Source organism: Rhizobium sp. BK316, from assembly GCF_014193695.1.
Taxonomy (GTDB): Bacteria; Pseudomonadota; Alphaproteobacteria; order Rhizobiales; family Rhizobiaceae; genus Rhizobium.
This window is the reverse complement of record NZ_JACHZR010000007.1, coordinates 192,493-213,178: the sequence shown is the minus strand read 5'-3', so window position 1 is coordinate 213,178 and position 20,686 is coordinate 192,493. Positions and strand designations below refer to the sequence as shown.

22 protein-coding genes and 1 tRNA gene are annotated in these 20,686 nt (G+C 58.9%); 6 read left to right on the top strand and 17 right to left on the bottom strand.

Going from position 1 to position 20,686, the window contains the following annotated elements:
• The first annotated feature begins 180 nt into the window (after positions 1-180).
• Positions 181-567: a (2Fe-2S)-binding protein gene (locus FHT87_RS31320; RefSeq protein WP_081928573.1), complete on the top strand. Its 387-nt coding sequence runs from the start codon at positions 181-183 to the stop codon at positions 565-567.
• Complete coding sequence (bfr, locus tag FHT87_RS28280; RefSeq protein WP_007824799.1) at positions 533-1,018, top strand: bacterioferritin; 486 nt, start codon at positions 533-535, stop codon at positions 1,016-1,018. Before FHT87_RS31320 ends, bfr begins: the two co-directional genes overlap by 35 nt.
• Positions 1,019-1,106: 88 nt before the next feature.
• Here bfr and FHT87_RS28275 read toward each other — a convergent pair whose 3' ends face one another.
• The 6 genes from FHT87_RS28275 to rsfS form a co-directional block, all read right to left on the bottom strand.
• Positions 1,107-1,640 carry an RNA pyrophosphohydrolase gene (locus FHT87_RS28275; protein WP_183734547.1) on the bottom strand — a complete coding sequence of 178 codons (534 nt, stop codon included), beginning with the start codon at positions 1,638-1,640 and terminating at the stop codon, positions 1,107-1,109.
• A 12-nt stretch (positions 1,641-1,652) separates the two neighbouring features.
• Complete coding sequence (locus FHT87_RS28270) at positions 1,653-2,852, bottom strand: divergent polysaccharide deacetylase family protein (RefSeq protein WP_183805969.1); 1,200 nt, start codon at positions 2,850-2,852, stop codon at positions 1,653-1,655.
• A gap of 77 nt (positions 2,853-2,929) precedes the next feature.
• A complete protein-coding gene (locus FHT87_RS28265; protein WP_183734545.1) occupies positions 2,930-4,252 on the bottom strand; it encodes a S41 family peptidase in 1,323 nt (440 codons plus the stop codon).
• Entirely contained in the window at positions 4,242-5,651 is a 1,410-nt protein-coding gene (locus FHT87_RS28260) for a murein hydrolase activator EnvC (RefSeq protein WP_183805973.1), read from the bottom strand. The genes FHT87_RS28265 and FHT87_RS28260 overlap by 11 nt, the downstream gene beginning before the upstream one ends.
• A gap of 154 nt (positions 5,652-5,805) precedes the next feature.
• Positions 5,806-6,288, bottom strand: coding sequence for a 23S rRNA (pseudouridine(1915)-N(3))-methyltransferase RlmH (rlmH, locus tag FHT87_RS28255; RefSeq protein WP_183805967.1), 483 nt, complete (start codon positions 6,286-6,288; stop codon positions 5,806-5,808).
• A gap of 118 nt (positions 6,289-6,406) precedes the next feature.
• Complete coding sequence (gene rsfS, locus FHT87_RS28250; RefSeq protein ID WP_183734543.1) at positions 6,407-6,850, bottom strand: ribosome silencing factor; 444 nt, start codon at positions 6,848-6,850, stop codon at positions 6,407-6,409.
• 209 nt (positions 6,851-7,059) lie between these two features.
• On the opposite strand from rsfS, the gene FHT87_RS28245 reads away from it, so the two are divergent.
• Positions 7,060-7,437: a winged helix-turn-helix domain-containing protein gene (locus tag FHT87_RS28245; protein ID WP_183805966.1), complete on the top strand. Its 378-nt coding sequence runs from the start codon at positions 7,060-7,062 to the stop codon at positions 7,435-7,437.
• On the opposite strand, the gene modC is transcribed toward FHT87_RS28245, so the two are convergent.
• The 7 genes from modC to obgE form a co-directional block, all read right to left on the bottom strand.
• Positions 7,438-8,508: a molybdenum ABC transporter ATP-binding protein gene (gene modC, locus FHT87_RS28240; RefSeq protein WP_183805965.1), complete on the bottom strand. Its 1,071-nt coding sequence runs from the start codon at positions 8,506-8,508 to the stop codon at positions 7,438-7,440.
• Positions 8,505-9,206 (bottom strand): molybdate ABC transporter permease subunit, encoded by a 702-nt coding sequence (gene modB, locus FHT87_RS28235; protein WP_183805964.1) that lies wholly within the window; start codon positions 9,204-9,206, stop codon positions 8,505-8,507. Before modB ends, modC begins: the two co-directional genes overlap by 4 nt.
• A gap of 75 nt (positions 9,207-9,281) precedes the next feature.
• Positions 9,282-10,073, bottom strand: a complete 792-nt coding sequence (gene modA, locus FHT87_RS28230) for a molybdate ABC transporter substrate-binding protein (protein ID WP_183805963.1) — start codon at positions 10,071-10,073, stop codon at positions 9,282-9,284.
• Between the two features lie 491 nt (positions 10,074-10,564).
• Positions 10,565-11,164: a nicotinate-nucleotide adenylyltransferase gene (locus tag FHT87_RS28225; RefSeq protein ID WP_246699681.1), complete on the bottom strand. Its 600-nt coding sequence runs from the start codon at positions 11,162-11,164 to the stop codon at positions 10,565-10,567.
• Between the two features lie 37 nt (positions 11,165-11,201).
• The gene (locus FHT87_RS28220) at positions 11,202-12,485 is read right to left on the bottom strand and encodes a glutamate-5-semialdehyde dehydrogenase (protein ID WP_183805961.1); all 1,284 of its coding nucleotides are present in this window, start codon (positions 12,483-12,485) and stop codon (positions 11,202-11,204) included.
• Entirely contained in the window at positions 12,478-13,647 is a 1,170-nt protein-coding gene (gene proB, locus FHT87_RS28215) for a glutamate 5-kinase (protein ID WP_183805960.1), read from the bottom strand. Before proB ends, FHT87_RS28220 begins: the two co-directional genes overlap by 8 nt.
• Positions 13,640-14,710 carry a GTPase ObgE gene (gene obgE, locus FHT87_RS28210; protein WP_183805958.1) on the bottom strand — a complete coding sequence of 357 codons (1,071 nt, stop codon included), beginning with the start codon at positions 14,708-14,710 and terminating at the stop codon, positions 13,640-13,642. The genes proB and obgE overlap by 8 nt, the downstream gene beginning before the upstream one ends.
• An 83-nt stretch (positions 14,711-14,793) precedes the next feature.
• Here obgE and FHT87_RS28205 point away from each other — a divergent pair, with 83 nt between their 5' ends.
• A complete protein-coding gene (locus tag FHT87_RS28205; protein ID WP_183805956.1) occupies positions 14,794-15,660 on the top strand; it encodes an endonuclease/exonuclease/phosphatase family protein in 867 nt (288 codons plus the stop codon).
• A gap of 138 nt (positions 15,661-15,798) precedes the next feature.
• Here the strand turns inward: FHT87_RS28205 and FHT87_RS28200 are convergent, their stop codons facing one another.
• From FHT87_RS28200 to rplU, 4 genes are all read right to left on the bottom strand, one after another.
• Complete coding sequence (locus FHT87_RS28200) at positions 15,799-16,386, bottom strand: GNAT family N-acetyltransferase (protein WP_183805954.1); 588 nt, start codon at positions 16,384-16,386, stop codon at positions 15,799-15,801.
• A complete protein-coding gene (locus tag FHT87_RS28195) occupies positions 16,383-17,039 on the bottom strand; it encodes a GNAT family protein (RefSeq protein WP_183805952.1) in 657 nt (218 codons plus the stop codon). Before FHT87_RS28195 ends, FHT87_RS28200 begins: the two co-directional genes overlap by 4 nt.
• Positions 17,040-17,163: 124 nt before the next feature.
• On the bottom strand, positions 17,164-17,433 hold the full coding sequence (gene rpmA / locus FHT87_RS28190; RefSeq protein ID WP_113429721.1) for a 50S ribosomal protein L27: 270 nt from the start codon (positions 17,431-17,433) through the stop codon (positions 17,164-17,166).
• 34 nt (positions 17,434-17,467) lie between these two features.
• Positions 17,468-17,785, bottom strand: coding sequence for a 50S ribosomal protein L21 (rplU, locus tag FHT87_RS28185; RefSeq protein WP_007824851.1), 318 nt, complete (start codon positions 17,783-17,785; stop codon positions 17,468-17,470).
• 303 nt (positions 17,786-18,088) lie between these two features.
• Here rplU and FHT87_RS28180 point away from each other — a divergent pair.
• Positions 18,089-18,178: transfer RNA gene (locus FHT87_RS28180), tRNA-Ser, on the top strand.
• 71 nt (positions 18,179-18,249) lie between these two features.
• A complete protein-coding gene (locus tag FHT87_RS28175; RefSeq protein WP_183805950.1) occupies positions 18,250-20,487 on the top strand; it encodes an ATP-binding protein in 2,238 nt (745 codons plus the stop codon).
• Positions 20,488-20,686 lie beyond the last annotated feature (199 nt).

Here is a 20,686-nt window from a genome sequence, read left to right as displayed (position 1 = left end):
CATCGCAATCCATCACTGACCTCCAAAAGTCAGTGTTGAATCTGATTTGCCACCTCTTGGGAATCTCAATCCGTTAAATCGTCACCACGACCTAGTATCTGGGAAAGCGATTTTTCTTAAGGACTAAGCAGAAGCTCACCGGGATGTGACGTTTGGCGGCAGAACAGTGAACGGGTTCGGTTGCGAATTTTCTTGACAGTTCCTATCTTCTTTTGCAGAAAACACGATAGTAAGTGTCATGTTTGGAATGAAGACGTGCTCGTCTGCAGTTGCAATTACATAACCGACAAGGAAATCCGGGACGTCATCAACAATCTTCTCGATGAAGATTGCTGGCAGCTGATCGTGCCTGCGAAGGTCTATCACGCCATGGCCAAGCGCGGCCGTTGCTGCGGTTGCTTCCCGAACGTTGTCGATATCATCATCCAGACAACCGAAGATTATCATGCCCGTCGCCACTCGACGGAGACGGAAATATTTGATTTCATGTCCCGCTTGAAACAATTCCACGAGGAAAACAGGAGAGCGGACATTGAAAGGCGACAAAAAAGTCATCGAGCGGCTTAACGAGGCCCTCTTTTTAGAGCTCGGTGCAGTCAACCAATATTGGGTTCACTATCGCCTTCTTGAGGATTGGGGTTACACCAAGCTCGCCAAGAAGGAACGCGCCGAATCGATCGAGGAAATGCACCACGCCGACCGTCTGGTCGCGCGCATCATCTTCCTCGAAGGCCATCCCAATCTACAGACGCTTGCGCCGCTCCGTATCGGTCAGAACGTCAAGGAAGTTCTGGAGGCCGATCTTGCCGGCGAATATGACGCCCGCACCGCCTACAAGAAATCGCGCGATATCTGTCATGACGCTGGCGACTACGTTTCCATGAAGCTTTTCGAAGAGCTGCTGGCAGACGAGGAAGGCCATATCGATTTCCTTGAAACGCAGCTCGAACTGCTCGAGAAGATCGGCGAAGCCAAATATGGTCAGCTCAACGCAGATTCGGCCAACGAAGCCGAATAATTCGCCATCGGCAATCCTATCTCAGCCGGCCGCCTTCAAAGCGGCCGGTTTCATTTCGGAACGCATTGATGACAGCTTCGGTCGATGCTCAATCTTCCGGGATCAAGCCGGAAAGGTGGCTGAATTCCGCCACGACCCGTTCATAGACGGCGCGCTTGAAGGGAACGATCAGGCCGGGCAAGTCTTCCATCGGCTTCCATTCCCAAGCGTCAAATTCCGGCTCATGGCCGCCGGGCGGCGGGTTGATGGCGATCTCACTTTCGTCGCCCTCGAAGCGGAAGGCGAACCAGCGCTGTGTCTGGCCGCGGTACTTGCCCCTCAGCCCGATGCCGATCAGCTGTGGCGGCAGGTCGTAATTGATCCAGTCCTTAGCCTCGGCAAGCAGGGTCACGGTCCGGATGCCGGTCTCTTCGTAAAGCTCGCGATAGGCCGCCTCCAGTGGGTCTTCACCCTTGTCGACGCCGCCTTGCGGCATCTGCCAGAGTTGGGGCGAACCGTCATACTCCGAATTACCGTCGGGAATGCGCCGCCCGGCCCAGACGAGGCCCTCGCGGTTGAGGATCATTACACCGACGCAGGGGCGATAGGGCAGGTCCTCGGCTTTTACGGTCGCCTGGCTCATGGTTTTCTCCGCTCAGGGATTCTTGGGGTCGTTGACGAGCGCTGCGACGCCGACAATCTCGATGCCGCGCATGGTCGCTTCCTCGCTCCATTTGGAGATCGCGTCAATGCTCTCGTCGAAAGCCGAGGCAACACCGATCGCCTGGCCGTTGCGGCGGGCGATGCGCTCCAACTCATCGAGCTTCTGCAGGATGGTGTTCACATCGACCTGGCTGTCCAGTTGCAGGTCGGCGAAAGCGTAAGGAAGCTCCGTGCCTTTGGCGACCGCAGCGGTCTTGGATTGCGCCGAAGTGCCATCGTCAAGGAACAGCAGCCCGCGCTTGCCGATATCCCGCATGACCGGTTCCATGGCCTTGGGATCGGAGAGGAAACGTCCGCCCAGATAGTTCATGATGCCGGTGTAGTTGGTGATTTCGCCCATGGCCCGATGCAGGCTTTCGAGGTTGCGCGCGACGGGCTTCGACGTCAGCAGCGTATCCGGCCCTGGATCATTCGCTGGGTAATCAAATGGCTCCAGCGGCACCTGCAGCAATATTTCGTGACCACCACGGCGGGCATCCTGCATCCAGCGTTGCAGGCTGTTGCCACTGGCGGCAAAGGCGAAGGTAATTTCTTCCGGCAATTGCTTGATGGCGCGCTGCGTGCCGGTCTGGCTGAGACCGAGGCCGCTGAGGACGATCGCGATGCGGGTGCCGCGCGTGCCGGACCATGGCCGCGCATATTGATCCATTGGCCGTCGGCCATCGGGACCCGTGATCGGCAGCCGGCCGAAGGGCGTTTCTTCGAGCAGATCGTCGTTGGGGATGGCCGCCATGCGGGGATCCTGGCCCTTCTGCATGGCATCGACCAGAACCGGGCCGCTGCTGTCGCGCGGGCGGGGGCTGTACTTGGTGATGACCGAGCCATCCCCGGCCACCATGCGCTCCACGTTGGCACCCGAGGTTGGCTCTGAACGCGGCATGCCATTTACTGCCTGATTGCTCGACGTTGACGGTTGCTGAATTGTGTCGGTCGGCGGCGCGGCCGTGGTATCCGGCAATGCCGGAGGCGTCGACTGTTCGAGGCCATCACTACGAAATGCCGTGTAAAGGGAAAAGCCGCCGATCGCGACAAGGCAGAGGCTCGCGGCGATCTGCCCGATCCGCAGCACGCTGGGGCGCTTGCGCGCGGCCTTGCGGTTGCGGCCTAAAGGTGCATGCAGGTCCGTTCCCAATTCCTTGCCCGCTCCAAAACCGGGAAACAGCAGAAAACCTCAAGGCCGGGCGGGTGCCCGGCCTTGAGAACGATGTATTACTTCGCGACGACGGCCTTTTCCGGGTCCGGCGGGAATGACGCGTCGGTCTTCTTGCCGCGCAGCAGGTCGAGTGCATAGTTGAGCTGCACGTCGTCCTTCGGATCCGGCGGCACGTAGGCGACAGAGCCCGAACCTTCCTCAGTCTCGCTCTGGCCCTTAATGTGGCCGCGCAGGGCGGATTCGCCCTCGGTCACCATCTTGCCTTGGAGATCGGCCGGAAGGGGCTCTTCCACCTTGATGTCAGGTGTAATGCCGGTGCCTTGGATCGAGCGGCCCGACGGCGTGTAGTAAAGCGCGGTCGTCAGGCGCAGCGCGCCGTTTTCGCCAAGCGGAATGATCGTCTGAACCGAACCCTTGCCGAATGAACGCGTGCCGAGAACGGTGGCGCGGCGCAGATCCTGCAGAGCGCCGGCAACGATTTCCGATGCTGAAGCCGAGCCGCCGTTGATGAGGACGATCAGCGGCTTGCCATCCGTCAGATCGCCCGGGCCAGCATTGAAGCGGCGGGTTTCGTCCGGATTGCGGCCACGGGTGGATACCACTTCGCCGCGCTGCAGGAAGGCGTCGGAAACATTGATCGCCTGATCGAGCAAACCGCCGGGGTTGAGACGCAGGTCAAGGACGAAACCTTTGAGCTTGTCGGCCGGAACGGTCGCCTTGATCTTCTGGATCGCCTTTTCGAGATCCGGATAGGTCTTTTCGGTGAAGGAGATGACGCGCAGGTAGCCGACATCATCCTCAACACGCGACTTGACCGCCTGAACGGCAACAACGTCACGTACGATCGTCAGTTCGATCGGCTTGTCGGCGCCCTTGCGGATGAGCGTCAGCTTGATCGGCGTGTTGACGGCGCCACGCATCTTTTCGACGGCGTCTTCGAGCTTCAGGCCGCGAACAGACTGGCCGTCAATTTCCGAGATATAGTCGCCGGCCAGAACGCCGGCCTTGGCAGCCGGAGTGTCGTCGATCGGGGTGATGACCTTGACGAGCTCGTCCTCCATCGTGACTTCGATGCCGAGACCGCCGAACTCACCCTTGGTCTGGGTGCGCATGTCTTCGGCGTCCTTCGCATTCATGTAGCTGGAATGCGGATCGAGGGAGGAGAGCATGCCATTGATGGCACTTTCGATCAGCTTGTCCTCGGCCGGCGGTGTTACGTATTGCGCACGCACGCGTTCGAAGACGTCACCGAATACCGAAAGCTCCTTATAGGTCGATGCTCCCGCCGCCTCTGCAGGCACGCCTGCGGAGTAAATGACGCTCATCGCGGTCGCGCCCATCAATGCGCCGACCAGAACAAGAGAAGCCCTACGAATCATTGCGTGCCTTTCCAGTGTCTTTGGCGGTCCACCACGGTCGGGAATCGACCGGTTTACCGTCCTTTCGAAACTCAATGTAAAGCGTTGGCCGATCTGTTTCCAGCGCCAATGCTGTCGCGCTTGCCACTCTTTTCGCACCCATTACGGCGAGCGGCTCGCCTGAGAAAACGAATTTCCCTTGACGGGTGCTGATCGTATCCATGCCTGAGAGAACCAAGTGATATCCGTCGCCAGCGTCGAGGATGATCATCTGGCCATAACTGCGGAAAGCGCCGGCAAAAACCACCAGCCCGTCAGCAGGGGCCGTCACCACCGTTTCCGGATTGGTCGCGACCGTTATTCCCATGGCCTCGTGTCCGGTGCCGTCGGCATCGCCGAACTGGCGCAGAATATCGCCTGCCACAGGCAGCTCCAGTTTCGCCTTCAATTCTCCGAAGGGATATGCGGGCGCAATGCGGTTTTTATCAGGCACCCCGCTGTCGGCCAGGGCCTTTGCCTGGGCGCGCTGTTCGTCGGTCAGGAGCTTGCGGTTCTCCTCCGCCTGCCGGGCGGCGGCCGCGGCGTCGCGCACCGAGGCGATTTCCGTTTCCATCGAAGCGACGAGGCTTTCGAGCGTCGTTGCCTTGCTTGCCAGTTCCTGAGACCGCTGCTTTTCGGCTTCCAGTTCGGCGGCATTGGAGCGGCTCAGCTTGTCGTTTTCGGCAAGCAGCAGGTCCATGCGGCGCTCCTCCTCCAGGCTGTTTGCCATGGTGGTGGTCAGGCCTTCCTTCTCCTTGGCGCTTGCCGTCTGCAGTGCCGAGAGGTCGGCAAGATCAGCCGCGAGCTTTTCGGTCTCCCTGCGGATGCCGGGAACCACGGCGCCGAGCAGAATGGCGCTGCGGACGGAAGCAAGCGCATCGTCAGGTGTCACGAGAAGGGCAGGCGGCGGGTTGCGGCCCATGCGCTGGAGGGCGGCAAGAACCTCGGCAAGCAGGCCGCGGCGTTCGTGCAGCGAGCGGCGGATGCCGTCTTCCTTGACGCCCAGCTCAGCGAGCTTCTTTTCGCTGTCGAGAATCTTGCTTTCGAGAGATTTGCGGCGCGTGGCGGAATCGATCAGCGCCTGGCGGATGCTCGCCGTGCTCTTTTCCAGATTGTCGATGCTGCTCTGAAGCTCTGTCACCTTGTCAGAGGAAAGGCTTATCGTCTTCGACAGCGTTTCCAGTTCGGTTCTCGTCTCGTCGCGTTTCTTTGCAAGTTCGGCAGCAGGATCAGGCGGCGGCTGTTCGGCAGTTGTCACCGGAGCGGCCGGTTCGGCAACGGTTGGTGGTGGCGGAGCATCCTGCGCCTGCACGGCAAAGGGGTTTCCCGAAATGGCAATGACGGCCGCGCCGAGTCCTGCGGCAACGGCCGGCAGGAACAGGCGGGATCGCTTGGGGGCAGCTCTCGTCATGCGTGTCGGGGTTTACTCGTTCAAATCGCCCGGAACCTAAGCTGATTTGGGGCTGTTGACCAGAAAGTTTGAAGGAGAAGGGGCCGGGAGGCAAAACACGGCTGCGTGACCATTTTCGGCGGTATCAAACACGATGATAGGGATGGCCGGAGAGGATAGTCACGGCGCGATAGAGCTGTTCGGCAATGAGCGTGCGGACGATCTGATGCGGCCACGTCATCTTGCCGAGACAAAGGGTCATGTCGGCTCGGTCATAGAGGGAAGGATCGAGGCCATCGGCGCCACCGATTGCGATCGTCACGTCACGCTTGCCCTGATCGCGATAGGCGCCGAGAAGATTGGCGAAAGCTTCGCTGTCCAGCGCCTTGCCGCGCTCGTCGAGAAGAATGAGAATGCTGCCGTCGGCGAGCGATTTCAGCAGCATGGCCGCTTCCTCGCGCTTGCGGGTCTCCGCGTTGGAGGCGCGGCTTTCGGCCACTTCGGCGATACGAGAGAACTCCAGGCCGACTGCGGGACCGGCCTTGGCAAAACGGTCGAAATAACGGGCCGCAAGATCCTTTTCGGGGCCGGACTTCAGCCGTCCCACCGCAAAAAGACCAATCCGCATTCATCCGCTCCTGCTATGCAGCGCTTCGAAGCGCAATGTGAACTTTCCGGCCAGCCATCGAAGGCCGGCCCGGTCAGTTACCACGTCTCAGGCGGCGGACGAATGCCGGGCTGCCTGTTTAGTGCCGCGTTTGCTCGTCCATATCCGGAGCCGCCCACATCTTTTCGATGTTGTAGAATTCGCGGATTTCGGGACGGAACACGTGCACGATAATGTCACCGGTATCGATCAGGATCCAGTCGCCACCTTCCTGACCTTCGACGCGGGCAGTACCGAAGCCCTCGTCCTTGAGATCTGTCAGAAGATGATCGGCGATCGCCATGACATGCCTGTTCGAACGGCCGGAGACGACAACCATGTAATCTCCCAGCGCCGATTTTCCGGCAATGTCGATGGTGACGATATCTTCAGCTTTGGAATCCTCGAGGCTGACGAGGACGGCTTCCAGAGCACGGGCAGCGGCATCGGCGCCACGTTCCGCACCCTTCGGGACAACGGCGAGCGTTTTTCCCTTGGCGTGTACTGTTGTCAGTGCTTTTCCTTTCCTGGAATGACAAACCATGCACAACACAGATCCGGTGCAACCGGATCATAGTTAAGATAGGCATCAAACCATTAACGTTTCAAGACGCGGCGCAGCATGCGAGCGGCCGAAAACCGCATTTGGCGTCACGAAATCGAGATTTCGACCCTCGGTCGAGATGGAGGGGCTGTGTACAGCGCCGGCGGTCGAGCGTAAAGTGTCGACGACTTCTGCAAATTTCGACCGATATGACCGAAACCGCCAAAAATCCGCTCACACCCGTCCTGCGAATCACCTTTCCCGATGACGATCGCCTCGGTCACGGCAAGATGGAACTGCTCGAGCATATCCGCGAGACAGGTTCGATCTCGGCGGCCGGCCGCGCCATGGACATGTCCTATCGCCGTGCATGGATGCTGGTTGCCGAGATGAACCGCATGTTCAAGGCCCCGGTGGTGGAATCGCAGCGCGGTGGCCAGAAGGGCGGCGGCGCGGCGCTGACGCCGTTCGGGGAGGAACTGCTGGCACGCTTTCGCGGAATGGAAAAGACCGTGCGCGCCAGCCTAGCCGACGATCTCGCCTGGCTGCAGAACAACCGCAATCTGCAACACGAAAGCCGAGGCTGATCAGGCTTCCAGCGCAACCGTCTTGATGACGGCGAAGGCCGGCATGCCAGGCTGCAGGTCCAGGCGCTCGCAGGACAATGCGGTAATGCGCGAAAGCACGGCGTCGCCGGCGCAATCGAGGCGGATCTCGACGGTTCCATCCTCCGCCTGCGAAACCTGCGTTATGGTTCCTGCCAAAATGTTGAGTGCGCTCAAGCCCTTCGGCTTCCGCGTTGCCAGCATCACGTCGCGCGCGGGGATGCGGATGCGCACAGGCTTTCCAGCAGCCGGCGCGACACCCGGAACATAAAACCTGCCTGATTTCAGCAGGATCGTTGCTATCCGATTGGCCGGATCGACGCTTTCGACCATGCCTTCCAGCACGGCACCGGCTTCCTTCCTGTCTTCTGGGAGAAGCGACGAACGGCTGAGGACTTCCACTGCCGGGCCGGCCGCTTCGACCTTGCCGTCGCGCATGACGACGACCTGGTTGGCCAAGCGCGAGACTTCGGCAATCGAATGACTGACATAGACGATTGGAATATCCATCTCATCGCGCAGACGCTCGAGATAGGGCAGGATTTCGGCTTTGCGGGCCTCGTCCAGTGCCGCCAGCGGTTCGTCCATCAAGAGCAGGCGGGGCGAGGAAAGCAGCGCACGGCCGATCGCGACACGTTGCTTCTCGCCGCCCGATAATTTTGAGGGGCTGCGCGCAAGTAACTGGCCGATGCCAAGCAGGTCGACGACGTAATCGAAACTTTCAGTGCGTGTGGATTTCGGCGCGAACCAGCGGCCATAGGAGAGGTTCGCCCGGACGCTCAGGTGCGGAAAGAGCCGCGCCTCCTGGAAGACATAGCCGAAACGGCGCCTGTGACGGGGAATGAAGATGCTCTTTGCCGTATCCGTCAGCACCTCGCCATCGAGCAGGACGCGGCCTTCTGCCGGTCGGGTGAGGCCGGCGATGATGCGGATCATTGAGGTCTTGCCGGAGCCGGAACGACCGAAAAGCGCCGTCACACCGCGCTCGGAGGTGAAAGCGGCATCGAGTCCGAGGGCACCGAGGCGATGTCTTGCTTCGACAATAAGTGTCATTCCGGATCGATCCTCCGGCCGGCGAGATAGCTGAGGAATTCCGAAGCGAACAGGGCGAGCATGGAAATCACGATGGAAACAAGGGTGAGCCGCATGGCGCCGGAATCGCCGCCCGGCACCTGGGTAAAGGTGTAGATGGCGGCCGACAGCGTCTGCGTTTCGCCGGGGATGTTGGAGACGAATGTGATGGTGGCGCCGAACTCGCCCATCGCTTTGGCAAAGCAGAGGATCATGCCGGCAATGACGCCGGGAATGATGAGCGGCAGCGTGACTGTCAGAAAGACCCATAGCGGGCTCGCGCCAAGCGTCCCCGCCGCTTCCTCCAGCTTGCGGTCGACGGCTTCGATGGACAGGCGAATGCTGCGCACCATCAGCGGAAAGCCCATGACGCCGCAGGCAAGTGCAGCGCCCGTCCAGCGGAAGGAGAGCACGATGCCGAGATATTGATCGAGCAGGCTGCCGATCGGGCCACGGCGACCGAAAAGGATAAGAAGAATGAAGCCGGTGACGACCGGGGGCAGGATCAGCGGCAGGTGAATGACGCCGTTGAGCAACGACTTGCCCCAGAAGCGGCCGCGAGCAAGCAGCAGAGCAACGAGGATACCAAGCGGCAGGCTTGCTATCATGGCGACGAAGGAAACGCGCAGGCTCAGCAGGATCGCCGTCCATTCCTCATCGCTCAAGCCGAACATATCCAAGCGTCATCTTCTCCGAAACATAGAAGGCCCGCCGAAGCGAGCCTTCACGCTAAGCTCTGGGCACTAATTGCGCAATTATTTCAGGATCGTGAAGCCCTGGGCAGTGAAGAAAGGAGCAGCCTTGTCCGACTTCAGGAAATCGAGATAGGCGGCGGTATCCGGGTTCTTGCTCTCGGCGAGCAGTGCGATCGGATAGATGATCGGCGGGTGAGAATCGGCCGGGAAAGTACCGACGATCGCGACGCCCTTATCGGCGGCGGCATCCGTCTGGTAGACGATGCCGTAGGGTGCCTCACCGCGGGAAACGAAGGCGAGCGCGGCGCGCACGCTTTCCGCATAGGCGACCTTGGTTTCTACGGACTTCCAGACGCCGAGTTTGTCGAGCGCCGCCTGTCCATACTTGCCGGCCGGAACTGCCTTGGGTTCGCCCATGGCGAGCTTCCCGTCGCCGAGCAGGCCGGCGAGATCGAAGCCCTGCTTGATTTCAACCGGCTTCTGTTTGCCGCTTTCGGCGACGAGTACGAGGCGATTGCCAAGAAGGTTGGAACGTGTGTCCGGCTTGATCAGCTTTTTGTCGGCAACGTAATCCATCCAGTTCAGGTCGGCGGAAATGAAGACATCGGCCGGGGCAGCATTTTCGATCTGCTTTGCCAGTGCGCCGCTTGCCGCGTAGGAAGCGACGGCTTCCTTGCCGCTTTCCTTCGCCCAGGCGACGTTGGCGGCATCAAGCGCATCCTTCAGGCTTGCGGCTGCGAAAACGGTGACCTTTTCGGCGGCTGCGGCAGGTGCGGAAAGCGCTGCTACGCCAAGCCAGATGGCCGAAATCGCGGCGGTTGCCAGTTTCATCCAGCGGCGGCGATTGTGCATGATCTTCTCTCCGGGTTCGAAATATCTAAACGGATATAACGGCAGAGGAGGTTTGGCTAGGGTTGCATTTCATAAAATATAACGGTGGCGAAAGGCAATTTTACCGCACCGCGTCCTCACGCATTCGTGAAGTGCATGGCTCATAGTGAACCGGAAATCACTGAGGCGAAAATGTGGCAGTTCGAGCTGACAAATGGCAAAGACGAAGGAGTGGCAGTTTGAGTCGATCTGTTTTTGCTGATTAAATTGGCAGCCGATGTCGCCTTGTCGCTGCGAGGTCTGCATTTCACGCATTGCTGCAATGCACCAGTATATATTCACCTTCTGAACAAATGTGCTAAAACACAATCATCCGACGGCTTCTCCTCCTCCCATAGCCGTCCGATAGGATCGACAACACTCCTCCTCCCAGTTGTCGATCAAGTTTTAAGCCCGACGCACCTCCTCCCGCGTCGGGCTTTTCATTTTCGGCAACTTCCGGACAACCCGATCTATTCTGCTGCCTTGTGCAGATTGCTGTCGCGGATGGCGGTCGAGCTCAAGGTCGAGCGCGGGCCATGAATGAAAGTCCAGGCGGGTGCCGGCTTCTTCCAGAGAATGCGGGCATCGTCTTCGTCAATGCGGGCAAAAGCGAAGGTCTTGGTCATTTTCGAGGAAAGATAGGAGAGCGTCGAGCCTGGCCGGTCGATAACGGCGATTGGGAAGGTGCGCGCGATATTCTGCCACTTTTGCCAGCGATGGAAATTTTCCAGGCTGTCGGCGCCCATGATCCAGATGAAATGCACATGCGGATTGCGTGCCTTCACGCGGGCGAGCGTGTTGGCCGTATAACTCACGCCAAATGACTGCTCGAAGGCGGTGACCTTGATATGCGGATCGGTAGCAATCGCCTCGCTGCGTGCGATGCGCTCCGAAAGCGGTGCGAGATGGTTGCGGCTCTTCAGCGGATTGCCTGGCGTCACCATCCACCAGAGCTGATCAAGCCCCAGTCGGCGGATGGCGATCTCGGCGACAAGGGCATGGCCCTCATGCGGCGGATTGAACGAGCCGCCAAACAGACCGACGATCATGCCGCGTTCGCTGTGCGGCATGCGGAGATAGTGCCGGTCTATCTGCTCCGTCGTCACGTCAGGGCCGCGTCTGTCCAGTGCCGCGAACGCGGTATTTGAAGGAGGTCAACTGCTCGACGCCAACTGGTCCACGCGCATGCATCTTGCCGGTGGCAATGCCGATTTCCGCGCCCATGCCGAATTCGCCGCCATCGGCAAACTGGGTGGAGGCGTTGTGCAGCAAGATGGCCGAGTCGATCTCGGTGAAGAAGCGCTCGACGACTTCGGGATCTTCGGCAAGCACAGCTTCGGTGTGATTGGACGAATATTTCTGGATATGACTGATCGCGCCGGAAATGCCGTCGACGACGGCAACGGAAATGATCGCGTCCAGATATTCGGTCGACCAGTCCTCTTCGGTTGCGGGCTTCAAGCCGGGCACGACCTTGAGAACGGCAGCCGAAGCGCGAACCTCGCAGCCAGCTTCAGCCAAAACCTCGATCAATGGCTTCAGATGCGTGCCGATCGCGGTGCCGTCAACGAGCAGGGTCTCGGCTGCGCCGCAGACGCCGGTGCGGCGCATCTTGGCATTGACGATGATGTTCTTCGCCATGTCGAGATCGGCGGAGGCATCGACATAGATATGGCAGAGGCCTTCGAGATGGGCGAAAACCGGCACACGCGCTTCGCTCTGCACGCGGGCAACGAGGCTCTTGCCGCCACGCGGCACGATGACGTCGATTGCGCCATCAAGCCCGCGCAGCATGGCGCCGACAGCGGCGCGGTCGGTGACCGGTACGAGCTGGATCGCATGTTCCGGCAAGTCGGCTGCCTTGAGGCCCTCGACCATGCAGGCATGGATCGCGGCTGATGAACGGCGCGAATCCGAGCCACAGCGCAGGATCACGGCATTGCCGGCCTTCAGGCACAGTGCGCCGGCGTCGGCCGTCACGTTCGGCCGGCTTTCGAAGATGACGCCGATGACGCCGAGCGGCGTGCGGACGCGCTCAATCTTTAGGCCGTTCGGACGATCCCAGGCGGCGATCACTTCGCCGACGGGATCGGCAAGGGCGGCAATGGCGCGGATGCCCTCAGCCATTTCCGTGACACGCTTGTCATTCAGCGTCAGGCGATCGATGAAGGAGGCAAGCATGTCCGTGCCCTCTACATCTTTCAAATCCCTAGCATTTTCCGAAAGGATATGGGCCTTGTTCGCCAGGATGGCATCTGCCATGGCGTTCAAAGCCTTATTCTTGGCGTCGGTTGGAGCAAAGCCCAATGGTCGCGCGGCGGCCTTTGCCTTGCGGCCGATGTCGTTCATCAGCACGTCAATGTCAGGGCTCTGCGCAACTGTATCAAGCATAGCTTGCGTCCTTCTTCTGCCTTTCCGATTTCGAACCGATCTGCGCGGTCATCACCATATCGTCGCGATGGACCATGGCGGCGCGGCCGGGATAACCGAGGATCGCCTCAATGTCAGCCGATTTGCGGCCGGCGATCTGGCGGGCTTCCTCCGCGTCGTAACTGACGAGCCCACGGGCGATCTCGCGGCCGGAGGGCGCGATGATCGCGACCGTGTCGCCGCGAGAAAAATTGCCGGAGATGCTGCGCACGCCTGCCGGAAGCAGGCTCTTGCCGGCGCCGAGCGCCGTGACGGCACCGTCATCGAGATGCAATGCGCCGGCCGGCTGTAGCTGCCCGGCAATCCAGGTCTTGCGGGCGGTCACGGGCGTGCCTGATGGTGCAAACCAGGACGAGCGCGCGCCCTTTTCGATGGCTGAAAGCGGATTATCAGGCTTGCCTGACGCGATGATCATGGCGCAGCCGGAGGTCGTCGCGATCTTGCCGGCATCGATCTTGGTGCGCATGCCGCCGCGCGAGAGTTCGGAGGCGGCGCCGCCAGCCATGGCCTCGATCTCGGGGGTGATTTCGGCAATGGTTTCCAGGAATTGTGCATCCGGATCGAGATGCGGCGGCGCGGTATAGAGGCCGTCGATATCAGAAAGAAGGATCAGCAGGTCGGCGCCGGTCATCGTGGCGACGCGGGCTGCGAGGCGGTCGTTATCGCCATAGCGGATTTCGCTGGTTGCGACCGTGTCGTTTTCATTGATGATCGGCACGGCGCCGATCTTCAGAAGCTGGTTGATGGTGGCGCGGGCGTTGAGGTACCGGCGCCGCTCTTCGGTATCGCCGAGTGTCAGCAGGATCTGGCCGGCGACGATCTCGTCGCGCGAAAGGCTTTCCGACCAGGCTCGTGCCAGCACGATCTGGCCGACTGCCGCTGCCGCCTGGCTTTCTTCCAGCTTCAGCGCGCCGGAGGGAAGATCGAGCACCGAGCGGCCGAGGGCAATGGCACCTGACGATACCACGAGGACATCGACGCCTTTGGACTTCAGCGCGGCGATATCGGCGCACATGGCATCGAGCCAGGCTTTCTTCAGGCCGGTCTTGCGGTCCACCAGCAAGGCCGAGCCGATCTTGATGACGACGCGGCGATAGCGGTCCAGCGGCTTACGGCTACTCATCCGCCTCGTCCTCGTCGCTCAGGATTATGTCGCGATGGCGCAGCTTCGGTGTCTTGGCGGGCTTTTCTTCGGTATTGGCTTCGACGATGATGTCGCGCAGCGCGCGCAGCACCTCGGTCATTCCCATGCCGGTGACGGCGGAAATGAGAAATGGTGTCTTGCCGCAGGCCTTGGCGAGTTCCTTGGCCTTTTTCTTCAGGGTCGCATCGTCGAGTACGTCGATCTGCGAGAGCGCGACGATTTCCGGCTTGTCGATCAGGTCGTTGCCATAGGCTTCGAGCTCGTGCTTCACCGTCTTATAGGCCTTGCCGACCTTTTCCTCCTGGGCAGAGACGAGATGCAGCAGTACACGCGTGCGCTCGACATGGCCGAGGAAGCGGTCGCCGATCCCCACGCCCTCATGTGCGCCCTCGATGAGGCCGGGAATATCGGCAAGGATGAATTCCCGCTCGTCGATGGTGGCAACACCGAGGTTCGGGTGCAGCGTCGTGAAAGGATAGTTGGCGATCTTCGGACGCGCGCGCGTGACGGAAGCGAGGAAGGTGGACTTGCCGGCATTCGGCAGGCCGACGAGGCCGGCATCGGCAATCAGCTTCAGGTGCAGCCAGATGGTCTTTTCTTCGCCCTCCAGGCCGGGATTGGCCCAGTCCGGCGCCTGATTGACCGAAGACTTGAAGTGGGCGTTGCCGAAACCACCATTGCCACCCTTGGCGAGGCAGAATCGCTGGCCTTCTGCCGTGAGGTCGCAGATCAGGGTTTCCTGATCCTCTTCAAAAATCTGCGTGCCGACAGGAACCTTGAGCGTTACGTCGTCGCCGTTGGCGCCGGTGCGGTTCTTGCCCATGCCATGCATGCCGACCTTGGCCTTGAAGTGCTGCTGGTAGCGGAAATCGATCAGCGTATTGAGGCCGTTGACGGCCTCCACCCAGACGTCGCCGCCGCGCCCGCCGTCGCCTCCGTCAGGCCCGCCGAACTCGATGAATTTCTCACGGCGGAAGGAAACGCTGCCCGCGCCACCATCACCCGACCGGATATAGACCTTTGCTTCATCGAGAAATTTCATTTTACTTCCAGTACTCAGTGCGTTTGGGCGACCCCTCTTGGCCCATTCGATATAGGCGGTTCAGGCGGAGGTCAAAGAATATCGTGATTTTTGCGAGCTATAACATACAGTACGGCTTCGGTCTTGATGGCAGATACGATCTGGAACGTATCGCCGAAAGTCTCGAAGGCGCCGAGGTCATAGCTCTGCAGGAGGTGACGAGAGGCTTCGTCCGGAACGATTATGCCGACATGCCGGCTGCGATCGCGGCCCTGTTTCCCGACCATTTCTGGGTCTATGGACCGGCCTGCGACATGCACGCCGTGGCGCCGGAGGGGGAGGTTTCTCCGCCGCGCGGCACCCGGTTCCAGTTCGGCAACATGGTGCTGTCGCGCTGGCCCATCCTGTCGACGCGAACGCTGCTTCTGCCGCGTAGTCGCACGGTAGAGAAGATCAATCTCCAGCGCGGTGCCACGGAAGCCGTTATTGCCGCGCCAGGTGGCGCGATCCGGGTCTATTCCGTTCATCTCGACCATGTTTCCGCCGACGAGCGCATTGCGCAGCTTCACCATCTCACCGACCGCATCAATGCCTTTATTCAAGAGGGCTCGTCGCTGAGTGGTGCCCACGAATTCGGGCTTTCCGAGCCGCCGCTGCCGGACGATTATGTCATTATGGGCGACTTCAACATGGAGCCGGAATCGCCGGAATATTGTGCCTTTGCCGGATCCGTCGACCGGTTTTACGGCCGCACGGCGCGAATCGGCACGCCGATTGACGCCTTTGCGGCGCTCGGAGCCCATAAGCCCGGAAGCTACAGCTGGATGGATCCGAAAGATCACGGCAAGCGCATGCATCTCGATTATTGCTTCGTCAGTTGCGGCCTCAAGGACCGATTAAAATCCGCCGTCATCGATACGGATTCCCTGGGTTCCGACCATTTTCCCCTGCGGGTCGAGATCGGCGATTGAGGAGACGCCGCCCTTAAAGCGTGCCGCGATCTTTCAGATCGCTCACCTCGCTTTAAGGTCTTCGTTTCGTGCATGTCGTTATCACAAAACCGCTGCACACTTTTGTGCGACATGCATCAGAGCGGCGTCCTTCCGATGTCAGGCGACCTTTTTCTGCTGCAGAGCGCCAGGCTGAAGCACGGTTTCGATATGGGCGACCATGGTGTTGCGGGCGAAAGAATAGATTTCGCTGCAGCCGGTCATCCGGAAACCGAGCTTCTCCTGCAGCCGGAGCGAAGCAGGGTTGTCGGCAAAGACGCCCGAATGAACCGGCACATCAGGCATACGCCGCGAGAAACGCTCGAGCACGGCTTCTGCCGCCTCGCTCATATAGCCGCGCCGCCAGTAGTAGCGGTTCAGCCAGTAGCCGAGGTGCCAGCGGCCGTGACGAAGCTCGATCGACACATTGCCGATATGGACGTCGTCACTGCCTGTTATCGCCAGTACCCAGTCCGGCATTACGCCAGATGTGACCGGAACCAGCCAGTCCAGCGCATCCTGCCGGTCGTAGGGGGCGGGAACGCGGGCCAGCATGCGGGTGACCGCGAAATCGGAAAGCGATTCCGCGATTGCCGGAGCGTCGCTCAGCCTGTGGGGGCGAAGCGTCAGCCTGGCAGTGGTGATGGCCGGCGCAGGGCCGGGCATCATGGGCTTGCTCTTGGGCCGCTGAAGGGTAACCGAACTCATGAGATTGCCCCCCAGCTTCTCAGCGACATCCAGGTCTTGCGGTCGAGCCGGTACCATTCGACCGGCACGTTGCTGCCGAGCGCCAGCGAGGCGGCAAGGCCGGATCCCTGGAACTGGAAGCCGCACTTCTGGATGACGCGGCGTGAGGCGACGTTCATGACCCGGCAACGGGCATCGATCTGCTCCACCTGCTGCCGCGTCCTGAACACCATGTCGACGAGCGCATGACAGGCCTCGGTCATATAACCCTGGTTCCAATGGGGTTCACCCAGCCAGTAACCGATCTCGACGGTCCTTTCATCGGTGTGCGGCTCTACTCCGCAGCAGCCCATGAAGGCACCGTTTTCGGCCTTGGTGATGGCATAGACGCACTTACCAATCTCGCCATTTCGCGTACGCCAAACAAAGTCGGCGGCATCATTGGCGGTATAGGGGTGCGGCATACGCGATACCATGGTGGCGACTTTGGCGTTGTTGGCGAGATGGGCAAGGGCGTCAATGTCTTCCTCGTGGGGCGCGCGCATGACGAGCCTTTCCGATAACAAGACAGGGCAATCGGTCCTTAACCGCTCCGGCCTCAGCCGTTCCATGGGAGACCGCTGGTCTTCCCGGGGTGACCGTGATTGGTCGACCCTCATCAATTCGCCTTGCATGTTCAGTCCTCCTGTTTGGACAAAGAAAAAGGGGAGATGGCGCCCCATCTCCCCTGTTTCTGGACTGAACCTGGTATGGCCAGCCGGGTCGATGAGACGCCGGCTGTTTTTGAGCGCTACCGGCTTATTCCGCTGCTTCCGCTTTCGGCATTACAGACACGTATACGCGACCATTGGCCTTCGTTCGGTAGTCCACATTGCCAGCCGTAAGCGCAAAAATAGTATGATCCTTGCCGAGGCCGACATTGGCGCCCGGGTGCCACTGCGTACCGCGCTGGCGAACGATGATGTTGCCGGCTACGACGTTCTCGCCGCCGAACTTCTTCACGCCGAGGCGCTTGGATTCGGAATCGCGACCGTTGCGCGAGGAACCGCCAGCTTTTTTATGTGCCATTGGAGTTCTCCTTTAAACCTGAAACCCGTTGATCTTACTTGGCGGCCACGATGTCCGTGATGCGGACAACCGTGTGATGCTGGCGATGGCCGCGCGAACGCTTCGAATTCTGACGACGACGCTTCTTGAAGGCGATGACCTTCTTGCCGCGGGTCTGGTCGACGACTTCCGCCTTGACGGAGGCGCCGGCTACGAAGGGCGCACCGATCGCTGCGTCGGCACCTTCGCCGATCACGAGGACTTCGGTGAATTCAATGGAGTCGCCAGCGGAGGCTTCAAGCTTCTCGATGGTCAGCACGTCGTTGGCTGCCACACGGTACTGCTTACCGCCGGTCTTGATGACTGCGAACATTATTTTATCCTTTCATGTTCGATCCAGCTCTCCCCGCAACAGGCAGGTGGCTGTCTTCTTATCAGTCGAAGTTAAGCAGGGATTTCAGGGAACTGGCCCGGAACTCTGGTCTGCCGGTGAAACCCCACGCGAGCGCGAGGCGGGCAGGCGCGGACTACTCCGCTCCTATTGCCGATGCGGGATACGCGAGTGACAAAAAGGTGTCAAGGCAAAAGGATGGAAAAGCTTGAGATTTCGGCTTGCCAGCCTGTCATTTGCTCGTTATGAGAACGCCCGCGCCGAACAAGCGCCGACCAAGACCGCGGAGAGGTGGCAGAGTGGTCGAATGCACCGCACTCGAAATGCGGCATACCTGCAAGGGTATCGTGGGTTCAAATCCCACCCTCTCCGCCATGCTGGGCTTTGGGCCGTAAGTTTCCCTGTGATCTTCTGACTTCTACGCATCTTAGATGTCGGCGTCGAAATTGGCTAGAACCGCCTCTCAGGCGTCCAGCAACGCGAAATTCTTCAACATCGTCAGAAAAACCTTAACACCTGAAAGTGCGGCTAGACTGATCGAAGGGACTTTGATCTCAGTGAAGCAGGCTGCTGAAAGCTCGTTTCATCCGTTCTTGGGTCGAGAAACAGAGCTGAAAGAGCTCGAGGATCAGATCTCAGATCATAACCGTCCCCCTGCCAAAGGCATATTTATCTCTGGTAATTTTGGGTCCGGCAGAAGAAGTCTCGCTCGAAGCTTTTACCAGAGCCACTACCCTCGCTCGGGGAGGGTCATACCGAGCGTAAAAGTCGATGCGTTTTCCAGTATTCATGAACTTTATCGGAATATTCTCACCACTTTGCGTCCCACGTTGACGGCTAGAGAATTCAGAGAGCGCATACAAGCGTTCGAACTTGCGGGCATCGATGAGAAGCGTCGCCAAACTGCTGATTTGCTGAATGGCTTGCTGCCCGCACAAGAAACGGCGTTCCTTATCGATAATGGGGGTATTCTCACGGACTCCGGAGCGCTTACCGAAGAGCTGGATGCGGTGATCTCAAAACTCTCCCCCAGACCCCACCCACCAGCGATCATAATTGCGCCGCGAATGACGCCGAAGAAACTAAGGAGATCCCAGAACGATATTGCATATGTCGGTGTCCGCGCTCTTCCATATGAGGCGGCGAAACGACTGCTGTCGCGGCTTACCAAGGACAAAGACATTACTCTTTCGATTGAAGCTCTAGACGCCCTAATTAAGCTGAGTGATGGTCACCCGTTTAATATATATAGGCTTGTTGAAGAAATTTCGGAGCGCGGAGTCGAGGCATTTCTTGCGAGTCCGGGCGATTTTATTGATTGGAAGCATAGGCAGAGCTCTGAATACGTATCAAAAATCGAATTTAACGATATAGAACTTAAAATTCTCGCAGTTCTGCGGGCTGTCCCTGAGCTAGATTTTAGCGCGATCGTTGCCGCATTGGAAATTGATGCCCAGTCCGTTAGCGATGCTTTGTCGAGACTAGCTAATCTCCACGTGGTTGATGGTGACGGGGATCGGTTTCAAGTCTCACCTGCGGTGCTTGTTGCAGTTGAGCGCGACAAACGCGTTAGGATTCCCCGCGATGTCGAGCAGAATGCTATGCGAAGTATCGCCAACTCGCTGTCTGTGAGGCTTGAGGAGGGAACGGCGCCCGTTGCGCTCGTAGACACCGCTATCTTGGCGTCTTTGAGCACCAATGACGAAATGTCCGGCTTTGCGGCAGCTTTTCTCTTGCCGTCTCACTATGTCTGGATGGCCAAGCGATCTTACGACCAGCGGGCATGGGAACGGAGCATTCGCTATGCTCAGGAGGGCTTAAAAGGATCCGATCGATTATCGTTGGAGGGAGTAGTTGCTGCTTGCCGATACATCTGTTTGCCTGCGGCGAGAACGGGAGATGTGGTAGCGTTTGCGGGAGGAATCAAAAAGCTTAAGGGCCTAAATGGAAATGATTGGGTAAAGAGCAACATAGCATTTTTTGAGGGTTTCAATGCTCGCTTGAAGGGGCGTCTTCCGACGGCTGAAAAGTTTTTCCGGGAGTCATATGATTTCTCCCCTGGAAATATTTCCGCCGCTCGAGAGATTGCTGCTATTTGCTTGGCTAGAGACAATCTTGATGAAGCTGAAAAATTTGCTCGCGAGGCATTTAGTTACGCTCAGCGTAACCCGTATGTAGTCGATATTCTTCTGGCCGTCCTCGTGAAGAAACATGGGCGCAATGCCAGGCGTGTAACAGAAATCAACGATATGTTTGATATCTTATCGAAAGTGGGGGAGGAAGGCGGCAAGTCTTTTTACACCACGCGAAAAGCGGAATTCGAACATTTATGGGGAAATAACAAAGAGGCCCTCCGCTTGATTGATAGTGCAATTGTGAAAACACCAACATTATTTGAGCCACAACGTATATATGCTGAGATTTTATTGAAGGACGGCAATAAAAGCAGGGCATTATCTGTTCTGGACGGCATGCGAGAGATGGTGGGTGCGCGGGATGTTGAGGATAGTAGGACTAACTATCGCGCATACCTTGTAACTTATGCTCATTATCTCGTTGAGATCGGAGAGTGGGATCAGGCAAAGAAGATTTATGATGAGGAGGCAATTTTTACAGAACACGAACGGAAAACAGCCGTTAAGGAGATTGAGGTTACACAAAGCTACAGCACGAAAAAACTTTAAAATACGCATATGACTCGCCCTGCACTATGCCGAAGCAGCCTTTCGCCTTTCCTGTGTTGCTGATCACAGAGACTATCGGCGAGAAAGGTTGAGTCCGAGACGGATGTCAGGAGAAAGAGGGGGCGTCGGGAGAAGTCAGCGGTGAGAAAGGCCCCTTTGTTTTCGGGGCCTGCATAGGATGCATAAGATGCATAGGCCG

What these genes read in the sequence shown, in the direction of transcription:
- FHT87_RS28275 (WP_183734547.1), bottom strand. Translation starts at nt 1,640, where the DNA reads ATGAGCCAGGCGACCGTAAAAGCCGAGGACCTGCCCTATCGCCCCTGC.
- FHT87_RS28265 (WP_183734545.1), bottom strand. Translation starts at nt 4,252, where the DNA reads ATGATTCGTAGGGCTTCTCTTGTTCTGGTCGGCGCATTGATGGGCGCG.
- rlmH (WP_183805967.1), bottom strand. Translation starts at nt 6,288, where the DNA reads ATGCGGATTGGTCTTTTTGCGGTGGGACGGCTGAAGTCCGGCCCCGAA.
- rsfS (WP_183734543.1), bottom strand. Translation starts at nt 6,850, where the DNA reads ATGGTTTGTCATTCCAGGAAAGGAAAAGCACTGACAACAGTACACGCC.
- FHT87_RS28245 (WP_183805966.1), top strand. Translation starts at nt 7,060, where the DNA reads ATGACCGAAACCGCCAAAAATCCGCTCACACCCGTCCTGCGAATCACC.
- modC (WP_183805965.1), bottom strand. Translation starts at nt 8,508, where the DNA reads ATGACACTTATTGTCGAAGCAAGACATCGCCTCGGTGCCCTCGGACTC.
- modA (WP_183805963.1), bottom strand. Translation starts at nt 10,073, where the DNA reads ATGCACAATCGCCGCCGCTGGATGAAACTGGCAACCGCCGCGATTTCG.
- FHT87_RS28225 (WP_246699681.1), bottom strand. Translation starts at nt 11,164, where the DNA reads ATGCCGCACAGCGAACGCGGCATGATCGTCGGTCTGTTTGGCGGCTCG.
- FHT87_RS28220 (WP_183805961.1), bottom strand. Translation starts at nt 12,485, where the DNA reads ATGCTTGATACAGTTGCGCAGAGCCCTGACATTGACGTGCTGATGAAC.
- proB (WP_183805960.1), bottom strand. Translation starts at nt 13,647, where the DNA reads ATGAGTAGCCGTAAGCCGCTGGACCGCTATCGCCGCGTCGTCATCAAG.
- obgE (WP_183805958.1), bottom strand. Translation starts at nt 14,710, where the DNA reads ATGAAATTTCTCGATGAAGCAAAGGTCTATATCCGGTCGGGTGATGGT.
- FHT87_RS28200 (WP_183805954.1), bottom strand. Translation starts at nt 16,386, where the DNA reads ATGAGTTCGGTTACCCTTCAGCGGCCCAAGAGCAAGCCCATGATGCCC.
- FHT87_RS28195 (WP_183805952.1), bottom strand. Translation starts at nt 17,039, where the DNA reads ATGCAAGGCGAATTGATGAGGGTCGACCAATCACGGTCACCCCGGGAA.
- rpmA (WP_113429721.1), bottom strand. Translation starts at nt 17,433, where the DNA reads ATGGCACATAAAAAAGCTGGCGGTTCCTCGCGCAACGGTCGCGATTCC.
- rplU (WP_007824851.1), bottom strand. Translation starts at nt 17,785, where the DNA reads ATGTTCGCAGTCATCAAGACCGGCGGTAAGCAGTACCGTGTGGCAGCC.